This window comes from Streptomyces sp. NPDC048171 (assembly GCF_043202655.1).
Lineage (GTDB): Bacteria > Actinomycetota > Actinomycetes > Streptomycetales > Streptomycetaceae > Streptomyces.
On sequence record NZ_JBIDAU010000006.1, the window covers coordinates 79,340 to 101,091 of the forward strand.

At 70.3% G+C, this 21,752-nt stretch carries 27 protein-coding genes; 16 read left to right on the forward strand and 11 right to left on the reverse strand.

Annotation, left to right across the window (positions count from 1 at the left end):
- The first annotated feature begins 12 nt into the window (after positions 1-12).
- From ACGF3J_RS17860 to ACGF3J_RS17895, 8 genes are read left to right on the forward strand one after another with little or no spacing between them, the layout of a single operon-like run.
- Positions 13-528: a TadE family protein gene (locus ACGF3J_RS17860; RefSeq protein WP_393854265.1), complete on the forward strand. Its 516-nt coding sequence runs from the start codon at positions 13-15 to the stop codon at positions 526-528.
- Positions 529-960 (forward strand): TadE/TadG family type IV pilus assembly protein, encoded by a 432-nt coding sequence (locus tag ACGF3J_RS17865; RefSeq protein WP_161326766.1) that lies wholly within the window; start codon positions 529-531, stop codon positions 958-960.
- Positions 957-1,418, forward strand: coding sequence for a pilus assembly protein TadG-related protein (locus ACGF3J_RS17870; protein WP_161326765.1), 462 nt, complete (start codon positions 957-959; stop codon positions 1,416-1,418). The genes ACGF3J_RS17865 and ACGF3J_RS17870 overlap by 4 nt, the downstream gene beginning before the upstream one ends.
- 49 nt (positions 1,419-1,467) lie before the next feature.
- The gene (locus ACGF3J_RS17875) at positions 1,468-1,794 is read left to right on the forward strand and encodes a hypothetical protein (RefSeq protein ID WP_161326764.1); all 327 of its coding nucleotides are present in this window, start codon (positions 1,468-1,470) and stop codon (positions 1,792-1,794) included.
- On the forward strand, positions 1,791-3,215 hold the full coding sequence (locus ACGF3J_RS17880; RefSeq protein WP_161326763.1) for a putative T7SS-secreted protein: 1,425 nt from the start codon (positions 1,791-1,793) through the stop codon (positions 3,213-3,215). The genes ACGF3J_RS17875 and ACGF3J_RS17880 overlap by 4 nt, the downstream gene beginning before the upstream one ends.
- A complete protein-coding gene (locus ACGF3J_RS17885) occupies positions 3,212-4,567 on the forward strand; it encodes a hypothetical protein (RefSeq protein WP_161326762.1) in 1,356 nt (451 codons plus the stop codon). The genes ACGF3J_RS17880 and ACGF3J_RS17885 overlap by 4 nt, the downstream gene beginning before the upstream one ends.
- Entirely contained in the window at positions 4,564-5,181 is a 618-nt protein-coding gene (locus ACGF3J_RS17890) for a hypothetical protein (RefSeq protein ID WP_161326761.1), read from the forward strand. Before ACGF3J_RS17885 ends, ACGF3J_RS17890 begins: the two co-directional genes overlap by 4 nt.
- An 8-nt stretch (positions 5,182-5,189) precedes the next feature.
- Positions 5,190-5,783 carry a hypothetical protein gene (locus ACGF3J_RS17895; RefSeq protein WP_161326760.1) on the forward strand — a complete coding sequence of 198 codons (594 nt, stop codon included), beginning with the start codon at positions 5,190-5,192 and terminating at the stop codon, positions 5,781-5,783.
- Between the two features lie 13 nt (positions 5,784-5,796).
- Here ACGF3J_RS17895 and ACGF3J_RS17900 read toward each other — a convergent pair whose 3' ends face one another.
- From ACGF3J_RS17900 to ACGF3J_RS17935, 8 genes are all read right to left on the reverse strand, one after another.
- The gene (locus tag ACGF3J_RS17900) at positions 5,797-6,129 is read right to left on the reverse strand and encodes a hypothetical protein (RefSeq protein ID WP_161326759.1); all 333 of its coding nucleotides are present in this window, start codon (positions 6,127-6,129) and stop codon (positions 5,797-5,799) included.
- Positions 6,130-6,154: 25 nt separating this feature from the next.
- Positions 6,155-6,781 (reverse strand): hypothetical protein, encoded by a 627-nt coding sequence (locus tag ACGF3J_RS17905; protein ID WP_161326758.1) that lies wholly within the window; start codon positions 6,779-6,781, stop codon positions 6,155-6,157.
- Between the two features lie 29 nt (positions 6,782-6,810).
- Positions 6,811-7,131 (reverse strand): hypothetical protein, encoded by a 321-nt coding sequence (locus ACGF3J_RS17910; RefSeq protein ID WP_161326757.1) that lies wholly within the window; start codon positions 7,129-7,131, stop codon positions 6,811-6,813.
- 2 nt (positions 7,132-7,133) lie between these two features.
- Entirely contained in the window at positions 7,134-8,672 is a 1,539-nt protein-coding gene (locus tag ACGF3J_RS17915) for a putative T7SS-secreted protein (protein ID WP_346345961.1), read from the reverse strand.
- A gap of 76 nt (positions 8,673-8,748) precedes the next feature.
- Entirely contained in the window at positions 8,749-8,940 is a 192-nt protein-coding gene (locus tag ACGF3J_RS17920; protein ID WP_161326756.1) for a DUF397 domain-containing protein, read from the reverse strand.
- 338 nt (positions 8,941-9,278) lie between these two features.
- A complete protein-coding gene (locus ACGF3J_RS17925; protein ID WP_161326755.1) occupies positions 9,279-9,722 on the reverse strand; it encodes a hypothetical protein in 444 nt (147 codons plus the stop codon).
- A gap of 133 nt (positions 9,723-9,855) precedes the next feature.
- On the reverse strand, positions 9,856-10,062 hold the full coding sequence (locus tag ACGF3J_RS17930; RefSeq protein WP_161326754.1) for a DUF397 domain-containing protein: 207 nt from the start codon (positions 10,060-10,062) through the stop codon (positions 9,856-9,858).
- Positions 10,059-10,910 (reverse strand): helix-turn-helix transcriptional regulator, encoded by an 852-nt coding sequence (locus ACGF3J_RS17935; protein WP_161326753.1) that lies wholly within the window; start codon positions 10,908-10,910, stop codon positions 10,059-10,061. The genes ACGF3J_RS17930 and ACGF3J_RS17935 overlap by 4 nt, the downstream gene beginning before the upstream one ends.
- A 216-nt stretch (positions 10,911-11,126) precedes the next feature.
- Between ACGF3J_RS17935 and ACGF3J_RS17940 the strand changes: the two genes are divergently transcribed.
- Genes ACGF3J_RS17940 through ACGF3J_RS17950 form a run of 3 tightly spaced genes read left to right on the forward strand, consistent with a single transcriptional unit; the run spans position 11,127 to position 12,733 of the window.
- Positions 11,127-11,552, forward strand: a complete 426-nt coding sequence (locus ACGF3J_RS17940) for an ATP-binding protein (protein WP_161326752.1) — start codon at positions 11,127-11,129, stop codon at positions 11,550-11,552.
- A 33-nt stretch (positions 11,553-11,585) separates the two neighbouring features.
- The gene (locus ACGF3J_RS17945; protein WP_161326751.1) at positions 11,586-12,488 is read left to right on the forward strand and encodes a hypothetical protein; all 903 of its coding nucleotides are present in this window, start codon (positions 11,586-11,588) and stop codon (positions 12,486-12,488) included.
- Positions 12,488-12,733: a hypothetical protein gene (locus ACGF3J_RS17950; protein WP_161326750.1), complete on the forward strand. Its 246-nt coding sequence runs from the start codon at positions 12,488-12,490 to the stop codon at positions 12,731-12,733. Before ACGF3J_RS17945 ends, ACGF3J_RS17950 begins: the two co-directional genes overlap by 1 nt.
- Here the strand turns inward: ACGF3J_RS17950 and ACGF3J_RS17955 are convergent.
- Together ACGF3J_RS17955 and ACGF3J_RS17960 are read right to left on the reverse strand one after the other, a co-directional pair.
- Positions 12,723-13,832 carry a hypothetical protein gene (locus ACGF3J_RS17955; protein WP_161326749.1) on the reverse strand — a complete coding sequence of 370 codons (1,110 nt, stop codon included), beginning with the start codon at positions 13,830-13,832 and terminating at the stop codon, positions 12,723-12,725. The genes ACGF3J_RS17950 and ACGF3J_RS17955 overlap by 11 nt on opposite strands.
- On the reverse strand, positions 13,829-14,491 hold the full coding sequence (locus tag ACGF3J_RS17960; protein WP_161326748.1) for a hypothetical protein: 663 nt from the start codon (positions 14,489-14,491) through the stop codon (positions 13,829-13,831). Before ACGF3J_RS17960 ends, ACGF3J_RS17955 begins: the two co-directional genes overlap by 4 nt.
- A 278-nt stretch (positions 14,492-14,769) precedes the next feature.
- Between ACGF3J_RS17960 and ACGF3J_RS17965 the strand changes: the two genes are divergently transcribed.
- The 5 genes from ACGF3J_RS17965 (at position 14,770) to ACGF3J_RS17985 (ending at position 21,294) form a co-directional block, all read left to right on the forward strand.
- Positions 14,770-17,787, forward strand: a complete 3,018-nt coding sequence (locus ACGF3J_RS17965; protein WP_393854266.1) for a BTAD domain-containing putative transcriptional regulator — start codon at positions 14,770-14,772, stop codon at positions 17,785-17,787.
- A 35-nt stretch (positions 17,788-17,822) separates the two neighbouring features.
- Positions 17,823-18,680: a prepilin peptidase gene (locus ACGF3J_RS17970; RefSeq protein WP_161329216.1), complete on the forward strand. Its 858-nt coding sequence runs from the start codon at positions 17,823-17,825 to the stop codon at positions 18,678-18,680.
- Between the two features lie 78 nt (positions 18,681-18,758).
- Entirely contained in the window at positions 18,759-19,958 is a 1,200-nt protein-coding gene (gene mqnC, locus ACGF3J_RS17975) for a cyclic dehypoxanthinyl futalosine synthase (protein ID WP_161329215.1), read from the forward strand.
- A gap of 7 nt (positions 19,959-19,965) precedes the next feature.
- A complete protein-coding gene (locus ACGF3J_RS17980; RefSeq protein ID WP_393854267.1) occupies positions 19,966-20,568 on the forward strand; it encodes a hypothetical protein in 603 nt (200 codons plus the stop codon).
- A gap of 30 nt (positions 20,569-20,598) precedes the next feature.
- Positions 20,599-21,294 carry a demethylmenaquinone methyltransferase gene (locus ACGF3J_RS17985; RefSeq protein ID WP_161329703.1) on the forward strand — a complete coding sequence of 232 codons (696 nt, stop codon included), beginning with the start codon at positions 20,599-20,601 and terminating at the stop codon, positions 21,292-21,294.
- Here the strand turns inward: ACGF3J_RS17985 and ACGF3J_RS17990 are convergent.
- On the reverse strand, positions 21,281-21,661 hold the full coding sequence (locus tag ACGF3J_RS17990; protein WP_161329702.1) for a PASTA domain-containing protein: 381 nt from the start codon (positions 21,659-21,661) through the stop codon (positions 21,281-21,283). The genes ACGF3J_RS17985 and ACGF3J_RS17990 overlap by 14 nt on opposite strands.
- Positions 21,662-21,752 lie beyond the last annotated feature (91 nt).

Sequence of the window (21,752 nt, forward strand, 5' to 3'; positions counted from 1 at the left end):
ACGGGGACGGGGATGCCGGGTGCCGCGCGCGGCGTGCTCGGCGTACGCGGTGTACTCGGCGGCGCCTTGGGGGGCGTACGCAGACGGGTACGCCGCAGAGTGGAGACCGCGCGGGACGCCGCGGCCACCCGTGGCGACGACTCGGGCATGACCGCGATCGAGTTCGTGCTGCTCACGCCGGTGCTGTTCTTCATGATCTTCGCGACGGTGCAGTTCGGGCTGTACTTCTTCGCCGACCACGTGGCGCAGGCGGCGGCCCAGGCGGGCGCGCGCAAGGCCCGCGCCACGGCTGACGCCCAGCCCGGCGGCTGGCGCGGCGAGGCCCAGGACGTCGTCGACAGCTACATCCGTCAACTCGGCCCGCAGCTGGTCCTGTCCCCGGACGTGAAGCTGCTCCAGCCGGAGCAGGACACGGTCGGCGTGGAGATCACGGCGCGCATCCCGACGGTGTTCCCGGGCCTGGACCTGACGGTGCACGCGCAGTCGGTGGGCCCGGTGGAACGCTTCGTGCAGGAGGGGGAGAACTAGATGAACCTCTCCCGCATCACGAAGAGCCGCCGTCGGCCCGCGACGGACGAGGGCCTGTCCACCATCGAGGTGGTCATCCTCGCCCCGGTGATGATCCTCTTCATCCTGGTCCTGGTGGCCTTCGGCCAGTTGGTCGACGGCCGGGGCGCACTCGACGGCGCGGCGCGGGACGCCGCCCGCGCGGGCTCGATCCAGAAGGACCACGGCACGGCCATCGCGGAGGCGAGGAAGGCGGCGGAGTCCAACCTCACGGACGTCTGCTCCGGCCCCGTCTCGGTCGTCCAGAAGAGCGCGGGCTTCGAGCCGGACACCCTCTTCACGGTCGAGGTGAGCTGCGAGGTACGCGGCCTGGCCTCGATCGGCCTGAACGTCCCGACCACCCTGTCGGCGACCTTCAGCTCCCCGCTGGACCCGTACCGGAGGACCGCGTGAGATCTCCCGTACGGCAATGGCTCGCCGCCCGGCGCGCCCACCTGGACGACCGCGGCTCGGGCGCCGGCGCGGTCATCATCTTCGCCCTGGTCTTCCTCTCCCTCTCCGCCTTCGTCATCGACGGCGGCATGTCCATCTCGAAGCGCGAACGCGCCGCGGACATCGCCGAACAGGCCGCCCGCTACGCAGCCCAGGACATCGACCGCGAGGCCCTCTACGACGACGTGGGCGGCCCCGCCCCCATCAACTACGAGAACTGCGACGCCCGCGTGAAGGCCTTCGCCGCGGAGATGGACATGACCGGCGCGGACATCGCCGCGACGTACTGCGTCACGGCCGACGCGGCCCAGGTCGAGGTCGAGGTCCAGCTCACGTACTCCCCGGTCTTCACCGGCATGTTCTACGGCGGCGACGTGGTCGTGCATGGGCAGGCGGTGGCGGAGAACCAGGTGGGCTGACCCCGGAACCGGGGCCGGCGGGCGCTGACGTTGCGCGGAGGAGGAGAGCATGGGTGATCAGGAAGCCGACATCGACCGGATCCGGGAGTGCGCCCGGGCTCTGAGCCGCATCCGGGGAACGTTCGCCGAACGGGCCAATCCGGCGGAGGGGTACGGCGTCGGCGAGATCGGGTCGGAGAAGATCCTCGACGCCTTCGAGAAGTTCGGCAGCAACTGGAAGATCCATCGCAGACAGCTGACGGACGAGCTGGAGAAGCTGCACGGGATCACCAAGGGCGCGGCGGACGCGTACGACAAGATCGACCACGAGCTGGCGGAGGCGCTGCGCCGCGCGGACCGGGAGGCGAAGGGCGGCAGGAAGGAGGCGGGCAGGTGACGCGCCCCGCAGCCCACCGCTGGGCGGTGCTCGACGAGGCATCCGACCCGATACCCGGCGATCCCGAGGAGGTGGCCCGGCTCGGCCGGCAGCTGCGCAAGACCGCCGAGGCCATCGAGAAAGAGGCCCGGGAGATCAAGGAACTGGCCTCCGTCGAGAACTGGAAGGGCAAGGCGGCCACCGAGTTCCGCGGAGCGGCCGAGGGCGCCGGTGACAAGCTCCGCAAGGCGTTCAAGCGGTACGACGAGGCCGCCGACGCACTCGGTACGCGCGTCGTGGACGGGGTGTGCAGCACGGAGTACGCCTCGGAGCTGCACCGGGCACAGCAGATGGCCGACAAGGCGTTGCACGACGCCGAGGCCGCCGACGAGGACGACCGCGCCGCGCAGCGGTCACTGGACGGGCAGCCCGACGACGTACCCAAGGACGATCCCGACACCAAGAAGTACAAGGAGCAGCAGGAGACCGCCTCGTCGGCGCTGTCCGCGGCCAAGGAGGCGCTGCGCGCCGCCAAGGAGGTCCGCGACGCCGCCGCGAGCCGGGCGGCGGACGCCATCCACGACGTCATCGAGAACGACGGTCTCAAGGACGGCTGGACGGACAAGTTCAAGAACTGGGTCCACGAGAACGCCGGCTGGCTCACCCAGATCTCCAAATGGGCGGGCCGTATCGCGCTGTGGGCAGGCGTGGCGGCGCTCGCCCTGGGCTGGATCCCGGTCATCGGCCAGGCCATCGCCGTCGTCGCCAACGCCGTCGCCCTGCTGGCCAGCGTCGTCGCCCTCGCGACCGACCTGGTACTGGCGCTCGGCGGTGAGGGCAGCTGGAAGTCGGTGATCCTGGACGCCGTCGGCGTCGCCACCTTCGGCCTCGGACGCGCGGCGATGGCGGGAGCCAAGGGCGTCGCGGCCGGCAGCAAGGCGCTCGCGCGGAGCAACCTCTACAAGAACGCCGTGGCCTCCGGAATGAAGACCAACAAGGCGTGGAACCTCGCCAACCGGGGCGCGCAGGGCGCCATCCGCGGCAAGGACGCCGCACGGGCGATGGCCGCCATGCCCAAGGGGAAGCTGCCCACCTGGAGCAACCTGAAGGAGGGGTTCAGCCCCGTCTCCCTCTACCGCGATAGCGTCGACGGCGTGAAGTCCATCGGCAACGCGTTCTCCAGGCAGGGGTGGCGCGAGGGTGTCCAGGGCATGGCCGCGCCCCGTTCGGCGGGCACCCTCGATCCCGACCTGGCCAGGGCGGCCGCCGACCTCGACGGCATCGCACCCGCCGCGACGCAGATGCCGGCGGTCAGCAGCGCCCTGAACAACTTCTCCGGCCAGACCAATGTGTGGGCCGGTGCCACGGCCACGGGTGTGGCCGCCGGTTCCGAGGGCGCCTACGGCGCGGTCACGTCCCTGTACGAGGGGGCTACGGGATGACGCCGCCCCCCGATCCCGCGCTGCCCCCCGAGCCCGCGCTCCGTCCGGCCGCCTCACGCGGTCCGGGACTGGAGCGCTGCCGGGTGTCCCGGCTCTTCGCCGAGGACGGCGCGCTGGTGCTGCGCACCCGTCGCCGTACCCGCCGCCTTCCGGTGGGTGGTGCGGGCATCGCGCGGGCGGTCTTCGTGGACGTTCCCGGTGCGGACATGGAGCGTATGGGGCCCCCGATCCCCGGCTCCTGGGGCGAGCTCCAGCTGCAGGACCGGGATGGTGGTCTGATCGCCCGGCTCGACGTGGAGCAGTGGCTGCCCGAGTCTCCGGTGCTGCCCAAACGATTCGTTCAGGGCGAGCACCTCCTCGGCCGCTCGGGGGTGGCCCCGCTGCTCAAGGCCGCCAGCATTCCCCTGCACGTGGTCCGGGACAGAAACGATCCGCTGGTGGCGCCGGGCGGCGGAGGCGTCCGGCTCGGGCCGGGTGGCGATTTCCCGTTCTGGTACTGGGCGCTCCGCGCCGCCGCCGGGATCACCTGGTTCGCCGTGTTCACGTTCCTCGTCTTCTCCGACACCGCCCCGGCGTGGGCCGTACTCCTCCTGGCGTCCACCGCGTTCGCGGCCCCGCTCGCCCGGATCGCGCTTCGGGTCTGGACGGCGCTGCGCCGTGACCGGCACGCTCCAGCCGTCCGCGAGCGCGTCGCCCCGGCGCCCGCACCGGGGCGCGGTGCGACCGTCAGGTTCCGCCGGGACACGGAACTGCGCGTACAGGACGCGGATCTCGTCCTGCGGGACCTGGGCGGGCAGGAGTACTGGTTCCCGCTGAAGGGGCCGCACGCCGTGCGGAGCCTTGCCCGGGTGAACGCCCACACCGGCGCTCCGCTCGGGGTGGAGGTGCGGGGCCCGGGGGAACAGGTGCGGGCCGTGCTCCCGTGGGACCTCTGGTTCGCCGGCGAGTCGGGCGCCGAGGGCTGGTCACGGCTGCGCCGCGCCGCCGGGCTGACGGTGTCCGAACGCCGCCTGGGCCCGAAGACGCTCTGGCCGAAGGGGCCTGTCCTGGGCCTGCGGATGCTGCCGGAGTCGGCCGGTGCGGCCCGTCGCGTGTCGCGCTTCCCCGGCACCATCGCCGGAGTGTCGTCGACGGCCGTCATGGCCTTCGCGTCGGTTTTCTCCGTGGTGCAGGGACTGGGCATCTCCGATGAGCACCCCGAGGCGTCGCTGGCCGCGGTGCTCATGGGGGCATTCGGCCTGGTCCTGCAGGCGACGCCGTACGCCGTTCATCAACTGACCAGCCGTTTCCGGCTCGACAGGCCGCTCCGGTCACTCGGGTCGCAGCGGACGTCCAGCGAGGTTTCCGGATGACACCCATCGAGAACGACACGGCCCCCGCCGACTACCGTCTGCTGCTGCCCGACGGCTGGTTCCGGATCCTGCTCGACCCCGACGTGCGGAACAGGTCGGTCGACGCGCTGGTGGAGCGCCAGTTCAACGGAATCGACAACGCCCCGCATCTCAAGGAGGAGTTGCGCACGGACCTGCGCCGCCGCGCCGCCAAGGCTTACCGCAGCGGGGGCATCGAGCTCTACCTCAGTCTCCAGGAGGCGGGCCCCTTCACCGTGCCCGCCTCGCTGCTGGTCACTCTGGCGCCGCTGCGCCATGCCGAGCCGCTGCCGCCGGAGGACCTGGCCCGAGCCCTGGCAGCGGAGGCCGAGCCGGGAGAGACCCCGGAGGTGAGCGTCGAGGAAGTGGCCGCCGGAGCCGCCGTACGCGTGCGCAGACGCACGAAGCAGCCCTCGCCGGACAGCGGCGCGAGCGCCGAGCACGCATCCGTCTCCGTCTCCGTGGAATACCACGTGCCCGTGCCCGGCACGGCCGCGTTCCTCCTGCTCACCTTCTCCACGCCCCTGGAACCGATCGCCGACGCCATGGCCGGCCTCTTCGACGCGATCGCGGGCTCGCTGACCTGGACGGAGTGACCGCCGCCGTGACCACTGACGATCTCTCGAACCTGGGCCTGGAGTGCTCGGAGGACTGGGTGGCGTTCCCCGTCGCAGGGACGCTGGACCTGGACTACTGGGCGAAGCACCAGGCGGCCGACCTCGCCGAACGGTACGAGCGCGACGGGGAGAAGGGCAGCGCCCGGCTCCTGGCCCGCGACCTGAGGCGTGCCGCGGCGGACAGCCGTACGCGTGAGCCGCTGGGAGCGTTCGGCTGGTACATCAGCGGGCACCACACCGTCGCCGCCGTTCTCGAACTCGACGCGATCCATCCGGACGGCACCTTCCCCGAGGTCACCCTCGGGTTGCTCACGGAGCACATGTCGGCGCGCGACTTCGGCGAGCCGGACGTCCGCGAACTCCGGCTGCCGCTGGGCGACGCGGTCCGCATCCGGCAGAACCTGATCGAGGAGAGGAAGCGCCTCCTCGGCCCGCGCCCCGTGGTCCGCACCCTGTTCTACGGCGTCCGTCCGCCGACGACGGACGCCGCCGTCACTCTGCTGGCGTCCTGGACGGAACCGGTGCTGGACGAACCGCTGGAGGCCGTCGTGGACGCCATCGCCCGCACGCTCCACCTGTGACCCCCGGTCCGGCTTACCTGCCGCCGCCCTTCCCGCCCCGCTTGTCCTCCGTCTTCACGGCTTTGTTGACCTGCTTGGTCAGCTCGTCGTCGAGCTTCTTGAACTCGCGGACCACGGCGTCGGACATGTCGCCGAGCGCGTCGAGCTGCTGGGTGATGTCCTCGCGCCCGTCCTCCCAGTTGGACTCGAAGTCGCCGAGGGCGTCGTTGACGCTGCCGTCGCCGATGTCGTCCTTGTAGGACTCGAAGAGCTTCTTGGTGTGGTTGAGGCGGGTCTTGAGAGACCGCAACTGGCGCCCGTAGTCCTCCAGCTCGGTCAGCGGGATCGCGAGGTCGCTCTTGGCCATGCGCGAAGTCCTCTCTGCGGTCGGGTCAGACGAACCGGAACGTGCCGGTCACAGCATCGAAGACGTCGTGGAACGCCTCGGCGAGATCCAGCACCGGGCTGGCCCCGGAGACGAGGACGACCTGGTCGGTGGTTCCCGGCACCGGGATGTACGTCTGCGTCAGCACCATACGAAGGGTACGGCTGTCGCCCTGCGCGACGGGCACGTCCTCCACACCGTAGGTCCGGGCGACCGGCCCGACATCCGGAATGTCGACGGTCGTCACCTTCCGCCAGGCATCGCCCTCGCGGCGGGGGGTGATGGTCCGCAGGCTTTCGGCGATGGCGCGGGGGTCGGTGGAGAGGGCGGCGCCATGGTCGCTCTTGGCCCCGACGATGGACACCGTGACGGTCGCGGACAGGGGTACGGCTTCGAAGTTCTCCGCCATGCACCCCATGTACTGAGCGCCTGACTCGTGTGCGTCGTTGGCCATCTTGCGGAGCATCGTGGTCAGATCGGCCCGATACGGTGCTAGCTCGGGAAACATCCGTGAGCGCTCGTCCACGAGTCTGCGAATGGTCGCTTCGCGGCCCTCTGGGCGGATATCGAACTCCCACCACGTATCCGGAACGGAAAGAGAGAATCCGTCTGGCGGACTTGGCTTTGAGGTCATTGCTGCTCTTCTGCTGGAACGGTGATAGATCAGGAAAAGAACTTCCGGATTTCAGCCGGTGCCTTACCTTGCTTCCTCCACTGGGAGACGAGGTGTGCCGCCAGCAACTTGAAGTCCTCCACTGCGAGCGAAGTGGATCCGGCCGGGTTCTCGCCCGCGAGCTTGAATTGACCGCCCGGAATCGACAACTGCATGCCACCCGAGATATTTCCATCAGGATCTGCGAGGTTCACGGTTGCAGATTCCTCGTTCAGGATGATGAAGGTTTCCGTGGTGCCGTCGACAAGCGCCCGGTAGAGATGCGGAGACGTTCCATCTGACGTCAGCTTCAGTTGGAAAGAGTGAGCCATCGTCATTCTCCTACTCCGACCGGTCGCCCGTGACCGTCACGGGCTGCGGCTGCTTGATCCCAAGTGTAGCCAGCGTCGATCGTGGCTTTGTGGGCGGTGCTGTAACTCTGGTTTCCGGTGTCCCGCATGTGGTTGGACTCGTGTAGCTCGTGCCGTAGGAGATCGATGTCGGCAGGGTGCGGATTGCCGCTGTCGAGTCGCTGCCAAGCCTCTGCGATACGTGGATTGGCGTCGAATCTCGCCGTGTAGGCGTCGCCGTAACTGTCGAGGAGATGCTCCTCGTGAAAGAGATGATTCTTGATCTGTTCGACCTCGGATCGGGAGAACCCGTGATCGGCAGCAGTCCTGGCCACGTTGTCGATGTCGTCGGAACCGCGGATTACATCGTATGCTTCGTCCGCCCAGTCGGTGACGAAGTCCACGTCGCCACGTACGCGACGCAGGGCTCCTCCCGTTTGCAGGAGACGCTCGACCTGTACCAGCCGCGTGACTCCATCGCGCATTCCCCGGAATGAGGCCGCCAAATTCTTGAGGCCGCCGCCGATCCCGCCCATGAATCCGGCGCCGAGTGACTTGAGCCCGCCCGCCTTCCAAAGCTTGCCGAGCTTGGCGAGGCTGGTGAAGCCCTTTGTGGCGGGTATACAGTCCAGGGCTGCCCATAGGAGATCCCCCCACCCGGCCTCGCCCTTGATGACTTTTCTTATCGTGTCCGCCATCACGACAAGCGCCGCAGCGAAGACCAGCCACCCCAGCGGTCCACCGACGATCATGACGATGATGCCGACGATCGTCACGACCCACTTGCAGATGGTGACGATCTCGTCCCAGTTGTCGGTGACCCAGTCGCCGATCTCCTCCCACCAGTGCCGGTTCGGAATTCCGGCGTCGGAGGCTTCCCGGAGTTTGGTCACGGTCCGCCGGGCGGCCTCCTCGCGCAGGCCCTTGGCCTGACCGGCGAGCTTCTTGGCCGCGTCGAGGGCGCTCTGGGCACTCTCGACGTTCCGCTCGGCCGCCGCCTGGCGGGCCTTCGCGTGTTGGGCGTCGCGGGTGGCGCGGCGGACGTCGGCCTCGTCGGGCTTGGGGACGTCCTTGCCGCCGTTCTTGGCGGGGTCGTACGAGTCGGTCTTCTCCGTCGCCCTGCGGACCCAGTCGTCGGCGCCGGTCAGCGTGGTCTGGGCGGTGGTCAGTTCCTCACGTGCCTTGCGGCCGTCGCGCAGCGCCTTGTCGGCCTTGTCCTGGGCGTCCTGGAGGTCGGGCCAGAACGTCGTCAGCGCGTCGCCCGCCAGGTTGTACGACTTCTTCAGCTTGCGCAGCTTCTTCGGGGCGTCCCCGAACTCCTCCGCGAAGACGGCCGCGGTCTTGCCCGCCCAGGAGAGGATCTCCTCCTCCTTGGCGATGCCCTTGAGATCACGCAGTACGTCGCCCACGTCGTCGGCGAAGTCGTGCAGGGTGCCGGCGAGTTTGCGTATGCGTTGCGGGTCGCCCGGCGTCGGGTCGCTCTCCAGATCGAGTACGTGCCAGTCCGTGGGCCTGTGCGACACCGTGTTCTCCCCCGTACACGTGCGATGCGTTGCGTTCAGAACGCGCGTATGAACTTAGCGCACGTGTTTGTGGGGGTCAGGTGGCCGGTGTCTTGAGGCTCCGCACGAGCGCGGTGAAGGATGCGAGCGGGACGGTCAAGGTGCCGTGGGCGCGGTTCTTCGAATCCCGTATCAACACGCGGCTGCGCAGTGGGGCGACCTCCACGCAGGTGTTGCCGTCGCCGCCCTCGGAGTAGGAGGCCTTCCGCCAGCGTATGGGTCCGGTCATGTGCCGTGCCTCACAGTTCCTTCGACGCCTTGTGGATGAAGTTCCGTGTTCGGGTGGGGTCGAGTGCGCTGGGCCAACCTTACGAAAGCGGCTTCGGAAGCGCTCCAGTTGGGATTGGGCGTGCAGGAGGGGGTGGACCGCCCACTGCGTCATGGCCGCGCTGACACCCGCGAAGCGGTAGGTGTCGAACGGAACCACGCGCACGGGCATCGGGATCCCCTCGGCCCGCGCGACCTCCAGCGCCTGTTCGACACTGACCTCCGGGGCCGAGAAACGGAGCGAAACTGCGTGCCGGACGTGGTCCGACCAGGCGAGGGACCAGACCCAGCGGCCGTCGGTCATGATCTCGACGCGCACTCGCATGCCCGCCGATTTGGAGAATGGATCTGGCGGTAGTCCATTCCTGTCACCTCTTCCAGGACGGCGAACAGGGCTTCGTCATCGAGTTGCGGTACGACGTACGCGCGTGACCTGATCGTCTGGAGAAAATCCTCCGGCAGGGCCACGTGGTACGAGGCCACGTAGTGAGGAAGCTCGAGGCGCCATACCCAGGTGCCGTCGGTCTTCAGGGATGCACCGCCTGCGATGGGGAATGAGTCAGTGGACAGGATGTCCAGTTCTGCGCCCATCTCGCTGAAGATGTCCGCACCGCTGACCAGGTATTGGACGACAGCTTCTTCATCCGCCTCGCCGGTCGCACGAACCAGGTCATGAATCGAGTGCTCCCTCTCGATTCCCCAACTGGAGGCCTGCTCGCGGAAGAAGCCGACCGTCCTGATCATTGTCTTACTTTGCTCTTCCAGGTCGAGTACGTGCCAGTCAGTGGGTCTGTGCGACACCGTGTTCTCCCCCGTACACGTGCGATGCGGTGCGTTCCGAACGCGCGTATGAACCTGGTGCACGTGCTGTCGGGGGTCAGTTGACGGGCGTCTTGAGGCTCCGCACGAGTGCGGTGAAGGATGCGAGCGGGACGGTCAGGGTGCCGTGGGCGGGGTTCTTCGAGTCGCGTATCGCCACGTGGAGGCTGCGCAGTGGGGCGACCTCCACGCAGGTGTTGCCGTCGCCGCCACCGGAGAACGACGACTTTCGCCAACGCGGAGTCTCGGTCGTGGATCGCCTCATAGTTCCTTCGTCAGCCGGTGGATGAAGTCTCGCGACGCCGTGGGGCTCAGCGACGCCTGCTCCACCTTACGGAACAGCGTTCGAAGCTGGTTCAGTTGTGGTTCCGCATCGATGAAGGCAGTGCCGGTGGGGGAGTCGCGGAGTGCGGTATCCAGCTGGGGCACGGGGCCGCAGGCCTGCATCATCGACGCCTCGGCGCCGGCGAAGCCGTCTTGATCGGCTGGAATGACCCGTACGTTCGCGTGACCGTCTTCGATTTGCGCGAGGATTTGACGAAGCTGAGCGTGCGCCACCTGACGGTCGGCCACGCGGACCCTGAGTGCGAATTCGTGAACGATCGTGTCGTACGGAGTCGGCTTGTCGCCCTCGATCACCGAGCGCCGCCGCATCCGGTGCTCCACGCGAGGGAGCAGCTCGCTGTCGGGCAGGCCAGGCATCATGTATGTGTAGACCGCGCGGGCGTAGTCGGGGGTCTGGAGCAGGCCGGGTACGTGCGTGATCACAATCTCGCGCAGCGCCGTCGCATGGTGTTCGACCTCGGCCGTGTCCAGGAACACCGGGGGAAGCACGCCCCGGTAGTCCTCCCACCAACCACGGGTGCGGTCGGTCGCCATGGCCTCAAGGGCCTCGATCAGGCCTTCGTCCGTGCAGGCGTAATGGGCCGCGAGCCGACGTACGCGTTTCGCGCTCACTCCGGCCACCCCGGACTCGATCTGACTCATCTGGACCGAGTCGGCGCCGAGCAGCTCGGCGGCCTCTCGGGACTTCATGCCCATGGCCTCGCGGAGTTTGCGCAGTTCAGTGCCCAGTCGCACCCTGCGGGCCGTGAGATGTCTCTTCGGCGGCAACCCGACGCCTCCTGGCTTCAACTGTCCCAGCCGCGTAGCTCGTTCGAGGGGCAGAATACGGCAGCGGCTTGTACCTTCCTAAAACTAGGAAATACCGTCGGTGACGTCGCGCACACCGTGTGACGTTGACGAGCGCCGGAAGTGCACCGCTTCGTCCTGCGCTGACGAGCGGCGATGCCACCGGCCGACGACCCCCAACTCTGTAGGAGTTCACGCATGCCCGAAACGGATCCCATCGACCCGGCCACCCCCTGGGAGTACACCCTGTACATCCCGAACGACCCACGCGCCGTCACCGTCTGCCGCCGCACCCTCCGCCTGATCCTCACCATGCACGGCCTCATCCGCCTCGTGGACACCGCCGAACTGCTCGCCACCGAGCTGGTCTCCAACGCCGTACGGCACACCACGGGCCCCGCGGCGCTGCGCGTGCGGTGGGTGGCCGGCGTGCTGCGGATCGGGGCGTGGGACGCCGACCCGGGACCGCCCGAGCCGCCGACAGCCTTCGAGGCGCTCGCGGACGCGGAGGAGGGGCGCGGGCTCGCGCTCGTGCGGGCGTGCGCCGACCTGTGGGGGTGGCAGCCGCTGGCCAGGGGCGGCAACCGGGGCAAGTACGTGTGGTGTGACCTTGTCGCGGCGTAGCGCGTTGATCGCTGTGTACAGGAAGGAGAGCTGATGGTCAGCTCGTCGCACGAGGCGTTGCACTGGGTCTTCCAGAAGGACCCGGCGCTGCTGACGCGAGCGTTCCAGAACGTGCTGCGTGTTCCGTTCCCCGAGCCGCGGGACTTCGCGGTGCTGAACACCGACGTCACGGAGATCGAGCCCGTCGAGCGGCGGGTGGACACGCTGATGCGGGTGGAAACGGACGAGGGGGCGTACCTCCTCGTCGTCGAGGCGCAGGGGAAGAAGGACGAGGAGAAGCGGAGCAGTTGGCCGTACTACCTCTCGTACCTGTACGCGAAGTACCGCGTCGAACCCGTCCTCCTCGTGATCACGCAGAGCAGCGCGACCGCTCGCTGGGCGGCGCAGCCCATCCGGCGGGGGCTGCCGGGGTGGGACTCGCTGACGGTGCGGCCGTTGGTGATCGGTCCGGACAACGTCCCGGTGATCGCGAGCGAGCGGGAGGCTGAAAGGGACGTCCCGCTTGCCGTGCTGTCGGCCATGACGCACGGGCGGGGGCCACGGGCCGCCGCCATACTGGAACCGTTGGCTTTCGCCCTGCGGACCGTCGACGGCGAGAGCGCGGCGGTGTTCGGACAGCTCATCGAATCGTGCCTGGGCGACCCCCGGGCCAAGGACCTCTGGAGGGACTTGATGTCGGAGATCCGCTACTTCTTCAACAACCCGGTGGCCGAGAAGGTCCGTGAGGAAGGCCGGGTGGAGGGTCGTGAGGAAGGGCGGGCCGAGGACCGTTCCGAGATCACGCTGGAGATTCTGGAGTGGCGGGGCATCCCGGTGACCGGCGCGGTGCGGGAGCGTGTGCTCGCCTGCACGGACCTGAGGCAGCTCAAGGTCTGGTCGCAGCGGGCCGTGCACGTCACGCGTGCGGAGGATCTGTTCAGCGAAGGACGGGCCTGATGCCCAGGGAGATTCGCTACTTCTTCGACAACCCCGTGGCTCTGCAAGTACGCGAGGAAGGCCGGGTGGAGGGCCGGATCGAGGGGCGTGCCCTGATGGTGCTCCGGATTCTGGAATGGCGGGAGATTCCGGTGTGCTTCGCTCTGCGGGAGCGTGTACTCGACTGCTATGACCTCGACCAGCTCGAAGTCTGGGCGCGGCGTGCGCTGACGGTGGAGCGGGCCGAGGACGTGTTCAGCGGTTGATCGACTGGATCTCCTGGACGTTCATGTCCTGCGTGGTCTCGAAGGTGCCGTCGGGGAGGTCGCCCGTGGCGCCGCCGGTGCCTTCCCAGGAGATTTCCCAGGTGATTGACGCCTTCAGCTGGTACGGCTCGCCGTTCGAGGCGCGGAGGTAGCGGATGCCGCAGGGCGGGGTCTCGTCGGCCTTGCCCTTGGCGTACGGCATACCGATGGAGCCGTCGGCGTTGATCTCGCAGTCGCCGGAGGCGGGGAAGGTCTCGGCGTCCGCCGTGCCGGGCTCCAGGTGGAGGGCGACCGGCTTGGCGGTCGTCTCCGCCCACAGGCCCGTGTTGGGCAGTTCGGCGCGGACCTTGACGTCCTTGAAGGTGCCTTTGTCCAGCCACACCCACGTGGGCAGGTTCACCGTGGACTTCGTCTGGGGCTTCAGCTCGACCTCGGTCTTGGGCACGTCGATCTGGTCGTACGCGTAGGCGGCGAGCGTCTCCGGGTCGGGGGCGTGTTCGTCGTCCGGGATGGTGCCGGCGTCCTGCCAGAACATGACGCGGCCGCAGTCCCATGCCTTGGTGTCCTGCTCGTGGCCCTTGCGGACCACGCTGCGCCAGAACATCCCGTCCTTGCCGGTGTTGTAGTCCTTGTAGCCCTTGGCCATGGTGTTCTTGGACGAGTTGACGTCGAAGTTGTCCTGCTCCTCGCCCTCTTCGTAGTGGTCCACGAAGATGCCCGAGGTCCAGAACTCGTGGGCGTTCACGGCTCCCAGGCCGCCGTTCTTCTTCAGGTTCGTGACGGCCGACTTCAGCTGTTCCGGGCTGAACACCGGTTCGTACCAGCAGACCGGCGGCTCCCAGTTGGGGTCGACGGAGGTCAGGTCCTCCATGGAGCCGCTGCCGGTGCGGCCGTCCGGGTAGGTGACCTGAATCCGGGACTGGGAGACCGAGGCCAGCAAGGTGCTGCCTTGCCGGTCGCCGCCGGGGCTCTCTTCGGCCGGAGGGCTGGTGGTGTTGCCAGGCGTTCCATTGGCATGAGCCGCGGGGGCCACGCCGCCGACCAGGGCAATCGTCAGCGCTGCGGACGACCAGTGCAGGGCGCGGCGAGGCGCGGTCATCCCTTGCACTCCTCAACTCGCCCCTGTACCTCGATCTGGCGTGCCTGCCACACGGCTGCCGAGGTCTCGGACGGACTCATCAACAGGCTGAACTTCTGATAGCTGTCCAGGTTCTCCTCGGTGTAGTTGATCTTTCCGGTCTTGACCTTCTTGCTATAGAACTTCGCCTGATTGCGGCAGAAGGTGACGAGTGTCGATTTGCCCTGGCCCACGGACTCGATATCGGCATTGAAGTAACGGTCCTCGCCAGTGACCGTCCAGCCGTCCTTCACCCATGCCTCGATCTGCGACTTCGCGTACTTCTCTGCGCCGCCGGTGGAATAGAACTTGTATGCCGGGTCGTTCGCGTCCTGCTGCGCGATGCCGTGGTCCAACGCGCGGATGTAGTTGGCGGCGTCCTCAAGTGCCCCGGCCTGGTCCTTGTCCGACGGCTCCTCGAAGTCGAAGACCAGCTTCAGGTCCCCGGGCACGCTCACGTCCGGACGCTTCACGTCTGCCGCGCCGCCCGAGGCGGACGCCGACGCCGAAGGACTCCCGCCCCCCGCCCCCTTGATGTCCTCCGGCGAGGACTCGTCGCCTCCGCCGCAGGCGGTCAGGAGCAGGGCTGCCGTCGCGGTGAAGGCGGCGGCGGTGGTCATGGTGACGGCTCTGCGGGCCACGGTGTTCCCCCTGGGTAAGGCGTTGCGACAGGGAACGAAGCTATCAGTGGGCCGTGCAGGGAGCCTGACCGGTTTCGGGGGGTTGTGTGGGGGATGTGAAGAGGTGGGCGGCGAAAGGGGGTAAAGGGAGCGGAGCGGGCGGAAGTTGTTCCCCCTCTTCCATAGGGGCTTCGACGCTGTCAGCGGCAGTCCATAAGATCTCTGTAGGCTCAGCACACCCCTCATACCAACGCCCCGGCGGGCCTCGCCGCCCACGACCACGACCCAGGACTCCGCCCATGCCGCGACGCCGCACCTCAAGCTCCTCCAGCAGCTCGACGGCTCCCTCGGCTGCCCCGGCGCCGGCGACGCCGAGGAACCGCACGCCCCAGCCCGTGCGCGTGCGGCGGCGGTCGTTCGGGGACTTCGTCAAGGCGTTCCTCGCGTTCGTGGTGCTGCTCGCGCTGGTCGCCGGCGTGCCGCTCGCGCTGGCCGTGACGGTCGGCTGGCCGCTGCCCAACGGGGCGCCCGGCCTCGACTGGCTCCAGCGCGAGATCACCGTGCAGACCTTCCTGCACATCCTCACCGTCATCGTCTGGCTCGCCTGGGCCCAGTTCACCGCCTGCGTGCTCGTCGAGGTCAAGGCCGCGCTGTCCGGCGTAGGGGTGCCGGGGCGGGTGCCGGGATCCGGGCCCAGCCAGTTGCTGGCCCGGCAGCTCGTCGCCGCCCTGCTCCTCGTCGGCGCCACCGCGGCGAGCCTCACACCGGGGCTGTCGCAGCTCGGCCAGAGCCTGGAGGGCAACCAGAAGCCGTCCGTCGCCGCCGCCCAGCAGACGCCGGGTCTCTTCGCCCAGCAGCAGGAGCAGGCCGCCTCCACCGCCAACGCCCTCGCCGAGCAGGCCGGACAGGCGGGGCAGGACGCGGCCCGTGCCGACGGTGGTGGCTCCGCCGCGCACGGCGACACGAAGTACTACCGGATCCAGCCGCCCGAGGGGCGTCACCACGACTCCCTCTGGGAGGTCGCCGACCGGCACCTCGGCGACGGACGCCGGTACAAGGAGATCTTCGAGCTCAACAAGGACCGCGTGCAGCCCGACGGGTCCAAGCTGTCCGAGGCGTCCCTCATCCGGCCCGGCTGGATCATGGAGATGCCCGGCGACGCCCGCGGCGGCGAACTGGTCGAGATGCCCGACGAGGCGCCGAACGTCTCGGAACAGGTGCAGCAGCAAATCAGCGACTACGCGCGAACGGGCGGCGACCACGCCCAGGGAGGCGGCGGAGCCCAGGGAGGCGGGGACGCCCACGTCTCGCTCCCCGAGCAGCGGCCCGCGCCCGCCCCCGCGACGCCCGTCACTCCGGCGACCCCGGCACCCGGCCCCGCCACCGGCGGGCAGCACGCCACCCCCGCCGCCGAGGAGTCCGGGCGCTCCTTCGGGCTCCCCGAGGCCCTGCTCGCCGCCCCGCTGCTCGCCGCCGGTCTGCTCGGCGCCCTCGGCCGCCGGCGCCGGCAGGCGCTGTGGCACTCGGCGCTCGGAGCCGTCGGCGGACGGCGCGGCATGGAGCCGCCCACCCCGACCGGCGACGCCCAGGACGCCCAGGACGCGCTGCTGATCGGCGCCGACCCCGACGGCGTACGCCTGCTTGACCGTTCGCTGCGCGGGCTCGCCGCCTCGCTCGCCGCCGAGTCGCGCGGCCTGCCCGTCGTCTACGCGGCCTGGATGGGTGGCAACGGCGACCTCCACCTGCAACTGGCCCAGCCGGCCGGGAAGCCGCCTACGCCCTGGCAGGTCGGGCAGGACCAGACCTTCTGGATGCTGGCCCGCGCCGACGCCGAGCGGTACGAGGACGCCGAGACGGCGGCCCCGTACCCGGGGCTGGTCAGCCTCGGCACCATGGACGACTCCCGGCTGCTGCTCAACCTGGAGGCCGTGCCCGGCCTCGTCTCGCTGAGCGGCGCCGAGGCAGACCGGGCCGCCGTGTTCGCGTCGGTCGCCGCCGAACTGGCCACCAACGGATGGTCGGACCGTATGACCATCACCCTGGTCGGGTTCGGGGACGACCTCACCCCGCTCGCGCCCAACCGGATACGGCACCTCGACGGCTTCGAGGACCTCTTCGAGACCATGTCCGCCGAGACCCGGCAGCGGCGCGGCGCGCTCGGTGCCGCCGGGCACGACTCCGTACTCACCGGCCGTACCGGGCCTGCCCAGCACACGCGTTGGGCACCGCACCTCGTCCTGCTCGCCGCGCAGCCGTCCGACGAGGACGCCCTGCGCCTCGCCGAACTCGCCGCCGACGCGGGCCGCCTCGGCATCGGCTACCTCGTCGGCACCGGCGGGACCGACCTGCCGGGCGCCGCCTGGGAGATGGAGATCACCGGGGACGGGAAGCTGCTCGCCCCGCTCCTCGGGCTCGAGCTGGAGGCGCAGTTGCTGCCGGTCGCGCAGCAGCGGGCCGTGGTCGAGCTGTTCACCGACGCCGACCCCGAGCGCGGGCCCGGCGGACCGGCCAACACCCCGCCGTTCCTCGTCGACATCAGCGAGCAGGGGCGGCCCGCGGTGTACGCGCGCCTCGTCGGGTCGTACGAGATCATCGGCCTGGACGCCCCCGACGGCGACCGCAGCGCACAGCTCCACGAGGCGCTCGCGCTCCTCCTGCTGCACCGCGAGGGCGTTCACCCGCGCGTGCTGGCCTCCGCGCTCTGGCCGCGCGGTGTGACGGAGGACGTGCGCGACGCGCTCCTCGAGCGGCTGCGGGCCTGGCTTGGCACCGACCCCGACGGCACGCCGAGGCTCGGCACCGACGCCACCGGGCGGCTCACCCTCGCCAAGTCCGTCGTCTCCGACCTCGACGTCCTGCGCTCCCTCTACTACGAGGCCACGCAGGGCCGCGGTGTCGACAGCCGCCAGGTGCGCGGCCGGCTGCTCACGGACGCGCTGGTGCTGGTGCGCGGGCCGCTGCTCGCGGACCGTCCCGAGGGCCGTTACCGCTGGCTGACCCACGAGATCATCGACGCCCAGCTGCCGCTGCTCGTCGCGGACACCGGGCTCGCGCTCTCCGAGTTCCACCTGGAGCGCGGCCGCGCGGAGAAGGCCATCGAGGCGCTGAACGCCGCGCTGCGCACCGCCCCGGCCGACGAGCGCCTGTGGCACGAGCTGCTCCGCGCCACGCACGCCACCGAGGACGCCGACCGCCTGCGTGCCCTCGCCGCCGACCTCATCGGCCGCAGCGGGGCGCGCGGTCTGCCGCCGCGCACCGAGGCGCTGCTCGACGAACTGCTGCCGACCTGGCGCGACGGCGTCGCGGCAGCGGGCTGAACCGGGCGACCGGCGTGGTCCGCATGGACGTCGGTATGGACCTCGACCTCCTGGTCGTCCTCGTCGCCGCGCTCTGGGGCGCGGCGACGGGCGCGCTGCTGCCCCGGGCCGCCTACCGCTTCTCCGCTCCGTCGGGGGAGGCGTGGCGCGAGCGGTGCCCGCGGGAGCATCCGGTGCGCGGCTGGCTGGGGCGGGCCCGGTGCGCGCAGTGCGCGGCCGACGAGACGTCCCTCGGCTCCCGTGCGGCCGACGAGCCGTCCCTCGGCTCCCGTGCGGCCGGCGAGCCGTCCCTCGGCTCCCGCGCGGCCGGCGAGCCGTCCTCCGGCCCCCGTGCGGTCGGCCAGGCGGTCTACGGCCCCCGCGCCGCCCCCCTCGCCCTCGTCACCGCGCTCGTCTGCGCCGCCCTCGCCGCCGCCACCGGCACCCGGCCCGAGCTGGCCGTCTGGCTGCTGCTCGCGCCCGTGGGCGTCCTGCTCGCCGCCGTCGACCTGAAGGTACGGCGGCTGCCCGACCCCCTCACCCTGCCGCTGGCCGTCGCCGCGCTCGCCCTCCTGGGCCTCACCGCGCTCGTGCCCGAGCACGCGGGGGAGTGGACGACCGCCCTGCTCGGCGCCCTCGCCCTCGGCGCCGGCTACCTCGTCCTGTTCCTCATCAACCCGGCCGGCATGGGCTTCGGCGACGTGAAGCTGGCCCTCACCGCGGGTGCCGTCCTCGGCTGGTACGGCTGGCCCACGCTGATGCTGGGCACCTTCGCCGGGTTCCTGCTCGGCGCGTTCTACGGCGGCGCCCTCCTCGTCGCACGCCGCGCGGGCCGCAAGACGGCGATCCCGTTCGGGCCGTTCCTGATCGCGGGCGCCTTCCTCGGCGTACTGGCCGGGGCGTACGCGGCCTGAGCGCGGACCCCCGAAGGCCCTGGCGTACGCTGGTCAGGTCTGTCCACAACCCTTACGAACCTTGCGAAAGGGACGCCGGTGACCGAGAAGGCCGACCTTCAGCCCATCCTCGACCGCGCCGCCGCCGGTGGGCGGATCACCCCCGAAGAGGCGCTCGACCTCTACCGCGACGCCCCGCTGCACGCGCTGGGCGCCGCCGCCGACGCCGTACGCAGGCGCAGGTACGCCGGTACCGAGCACATCGCCACGTACATCATCGAGCGCAACATCAACTACACGAACGTGTGCGTCACGGCGTGCAAGTTCTGCGCCTTCTACGCGGCCCCCAAGGACACCAAGAAGGGCTGGAGCCGCGACCTCGACGACATCCTGCGCCGCTGCGCGGAGACCGTCGAGCTGGGCGGCACGCAGATCATGTTCCAGGGCGGCCACCACCCCGATTACGGCGTGGAGTACTACGAGAAGCACTTCGCGGCCATCAAGGCGGAGTTCCCGCAGCTCGTCATCCACAGCCTGGGGGCGAGCGAGGTCGAGCACATGGCGCGGATCTCGAAGGTCTCCGTGGAGGAGGCGATCCAGCGCATCCACACCGCCGGGCTCGACTCGTTCGCCGGCGCCGGTGCCGAACTGCTCCCCGAGCGCCCCCGCAAGGCGATCGCGCCGCTCAAGGAGTCCGGCGAGCGCTGGCTGGAGATCATGGAGATCGCGCACGGCCTCGGCGTGGAGTCGACGTCCACGATGCTGATGGGCACCGGCGAGACCAACGCCGAGCGCATCGAGCACCTGCGCATGATCCGGGACGTCCAGGACCGCACCGGCGGCTTCCGCGCCTTCATCCCGTACACCTACCAGCCGGAGAACAACCACCTGAAGGGCCGCACCCAGGCCACGCTCTTCGAGTACCTGCGGATGATCGCCATCGCCCGCCTCTTCATGGACAACGTCGCCCACATCCAGGGCTCGTGGCTGACCACCGGCAAGGAGGTCGGCCAGCTCTCCCTGCACTACGGCGCCGACGACCTCGGGTCGATCATGCTGGAGGAGAACGTGGTGTCGTCGGCCGGCGCCAAGCACCGCTCCAACCGGTTGGAGATCATCGACCTGATCCGCAAGGCCGGACGTGTCCCCGCGCAGCGCGCCACGACCTACGAGCACCTCGTCGTGCACGACGACCCGGCCGACGACCCCGTCGACGAGCGCGTGGTCTCCCACATCTCGTCCACGGCCATCGAGGGCGGCACCGCCCACCCCGAACTGAAGCTGCTCGCGCCCAACTGAGGTCACCGTGCCCACGACGATCCACGTCGCCGAGGCCTCGCCCGAGGCGGCCGTCCTGGTCGACGGCGCGCAGCTCGCCGCCGTCGGCCCCTACGAGGAACTGGCCGCCGCCCACCCGGGCGCGCGGCTGCGGCGGTGGCCCGGCATCCTGACGCCCGGCCTGCTCAACCCGTACGGTCCGGAGCTGCTGGAGCAGGCCTACCACCCCGACCCGCGCGAGGCGGACCGGCTCGGCACCGAGCCGCTGTTCGGGGAGCGCGCGCGGGCCCTGCTCGACAGCTCCCCCTCCGCGCGGGGCGCCAGCGCACGCCGCGGTGTGCAGCGCATGCTGGCGCACGGCACGGTCGCGGTCGCCGGTGAACTGCGCGACCGCGCGGCCCTGGACGCGGTGCGCAGGCCGGGACTCGCCTTGGCGGGGCGGCCGGCCACGCTGCCCGGGCCCGCCGCCTTCTCCCCGGTGCCCCTCGTGCTGCTGCCGGGCCTCGGCGCCGGGAAGCCCGCGCGGTTCGCCGTGTTCGACGTGCCCGACCGGGCCGCGCTCGTGCGGGAGGGCGCCTCGACGTGCGTGGCGACCGTCGTGGGCGGTCGTCTGGTGTACCGGCGCGCGTAGCCTGCCGGAGCCGCCTGCGACAATGGCCCGGTGACCCGAGCCAGCCTGAACAAGCAGCCGCACGAAGTCGCCTCGATGTTCGACCACGTCGCGCGACGGTACGACCTGACGAACGCCGTACTGTCGCTCGGCCAGGACCGGGCGTGGCGCAAGGAGGTCGCCGACGCCGTCGACGCCCGCCCCGCGCAGAAGGTCCTGGACCTCGCGGCCGGTACGGCGACCTCGTCGCTGCCCTTCGCCCGCAGCGGCGCGTACGTCGTCCCCTGCGACTTCTCCCTCGGCATGCTCCAGGTGGGCAAGGAGCGGCACTCGTGGCTGCCGTTCACCGCGGGCGACGCGACGCGGCTGCCGTTCGCCGACGACGCCTTCGACGCCGTCACCATCTCCTTCGGGCTGCGCAACGTACAGGACACGGACGCGGCGCTGCGCGAGATGTACCGGGTGACGCGGCCCGGCGGCCGGGTCGTCATCTGCGAGTTCTCGCACCCGACGTGGACGCCGTTCCGGACCGTCTACACCGAGTACCTGATGCGCGCCCTGCCGCCGGTGGCCCGCGCGGTGTCGTCCAACCCGGACGCGTACGTCTATCTCGCCGAGTCGATCCGCGCCTGGCCCGACCAGCCGGCGCTCGCCCGGCGGCTGGGCGAGGCGGGCTGGTCGAAGGTGGCGTGGCGGAACCTGACGGGCGGCGTGGTGGCGCTGCACCGGGGCTTCAAGGCGAGCTGAGGGCCGCGCAGCAGGGCGCGGGGCCGGGCGGTTCCCCGCCCGGTTCGCCCGGCTCACCGTCCGGCTCGGCCAGCTCCCTCCGGAGCCCGCCCAGCGGCGGTCGCGGCACCCGCGGCTCGCGGATGCCCCCGCCGCCCTCGCCCTCCCCGAAGTCGAACCACACGTACACCGTCGACTCCCGCGGCACCCGCGCCCCGGGCTGCGGAAACTGGCGTACGACGTGGTCGACGACGGCGAGTCGCACATCGGGCCGGTCCGACGCGTACAGGGACAGGCCCCGCGCGCGTGCCGTCTCCCGCGCGTCCACGGCCATCAGGCCGACCAGGCGCGGTACGTGGACATCGGATTTCTCGGGTACCAGGCGCACGGACGTCACCCCCAGCGGTACCCGGCAGGGTAGCTCCGCCGTGCACCGCCCGGAAGCACCAAGTGGCTTTCTGTGACAGTCGATTACACTC

Bases quoted from the DNA above. Each gene is read 5' to 3' on its own strand.
- ACGF3J_RS17860 (WP_393854265.1), top strand. From the start codon at position 13: ATGCCGGGTGCCGCGCGCGGCGTGCTCGGCGTACGCGGTGTACTCGGC.
- ACGF3J_RS17965 (WP_393854266.1), top strand. From the start codon at position 14,770: ATGCCGCGACGCCGCACCTCAAGCTCCTCCAGCAGCTCGACGGCTCCC.
- ACGF3J_RS17970 (WP_161329216.1), top strand. From the start codon at position 17,823: ATGGACCTCGACCTCCTGGTCGTCCTCGTCGCCGCGCTCTGGGGCGCG.
- ACGF3J_RS17930 (WP_161326754.1), bottom strand. From the start codon at position 10,062: ATGAGGCGATCCACGACCGAGACTCCGCGTTGGCGAAAGTCGTCGTTC.
- ACGF3J_RS17925 (WP_161326755.1), bottom strand. From the start codon at position 9,722: ATGATCAGGACGGTCGGCTTCTTCCGCGAGCAGGCCTCCAGTTGGGGA.
- ACGF3J_RS17910 (WP_161326757.1), bottom strand. From the start codon at position 7,131: ATGGCTCACTCTTTCCAACTGAAGCTGACGTCAGATGGAACGTCTCCG.
- ACGF3J_RS17940 (WP_161326752.1), top strand. From the start codon at position 11,127: ATGCCCGAAACGGATCCCATCGACCCGGCCACCCCCTGGGAGTACACC.
- ACGF3J_RS17875 (WP_161326764.1), top strand. From the start codon at position 1,468: ATGGGTGATCAGGAAGCCGACATCGACCGGATCCGGGAGTGCGCCCGG.
- ACGF3J_RS17900 (WP_161326759.1), bottom strand. From the start codon at position 6,129: ATGGCCAAGAGCGACCTCGCGATCCCGCTGACCGAGCTGGAGGACTAC.
- ACGF3J_RS17955 (WP_161326749.1), bottom strand. From the start codon at position 13,832: ATGACCGCGCCTCGCCGCGCCCTGCACTGGTCGTCCGCAGCGCTGACG.
- ACGF3J_RS17885 (WP_161326762.1), top strand. From the start codon at position 3,212: ATGACGCCGCCCCCCGATCCCGCGCTGCCCCCCGAGCCCGCGCTCCGT.
- ACGF3J_RS17920 (WP_161326756.1), bottom strand. From the start codon at position 8,940: ATGACCGGACCCATACGCTGGCGGAAGGCCTCCTACTCCGAGGGCGGC.
- ACGF3J_RS17905 (WP_161326758.1), bottom strand. From the start codon at position 6,781: ATGACCTCAAAGCCAAGTCCGCCAGACGGATTCTCTCTTTCCGTTCCG.
- ACGF3J_RS17865 (WP_161326766.1), top strand. From the start codon at position 529: ATGAACCTCTCCCGCATCACGAAGAGCCGCCGTCGGCCCGCGACGGAC.
- ACGF3J_RS17890 (WP_161326761.1), top strand. From the start codon at position 4,564: ATGACACCCATCGAGAACGACACGGCCCCCGCCGACTACCGTCTGCTG.
- ACGF3J_RS17945 (WP_161326751.1), top strand. From the start codon at position 11,586: ATGGTCAGCTCGTCGCACGAGGCGTTGCACTGGGTCTTCCAGAAGGAC.
- ACGF3J_RS17950 (WP_161326750.1), top strand. From the start codon at position 12,488: ATGCCCAGGGAGATTCGCTACTTCTTCGACAACCCCGTGGCTCTGCAA.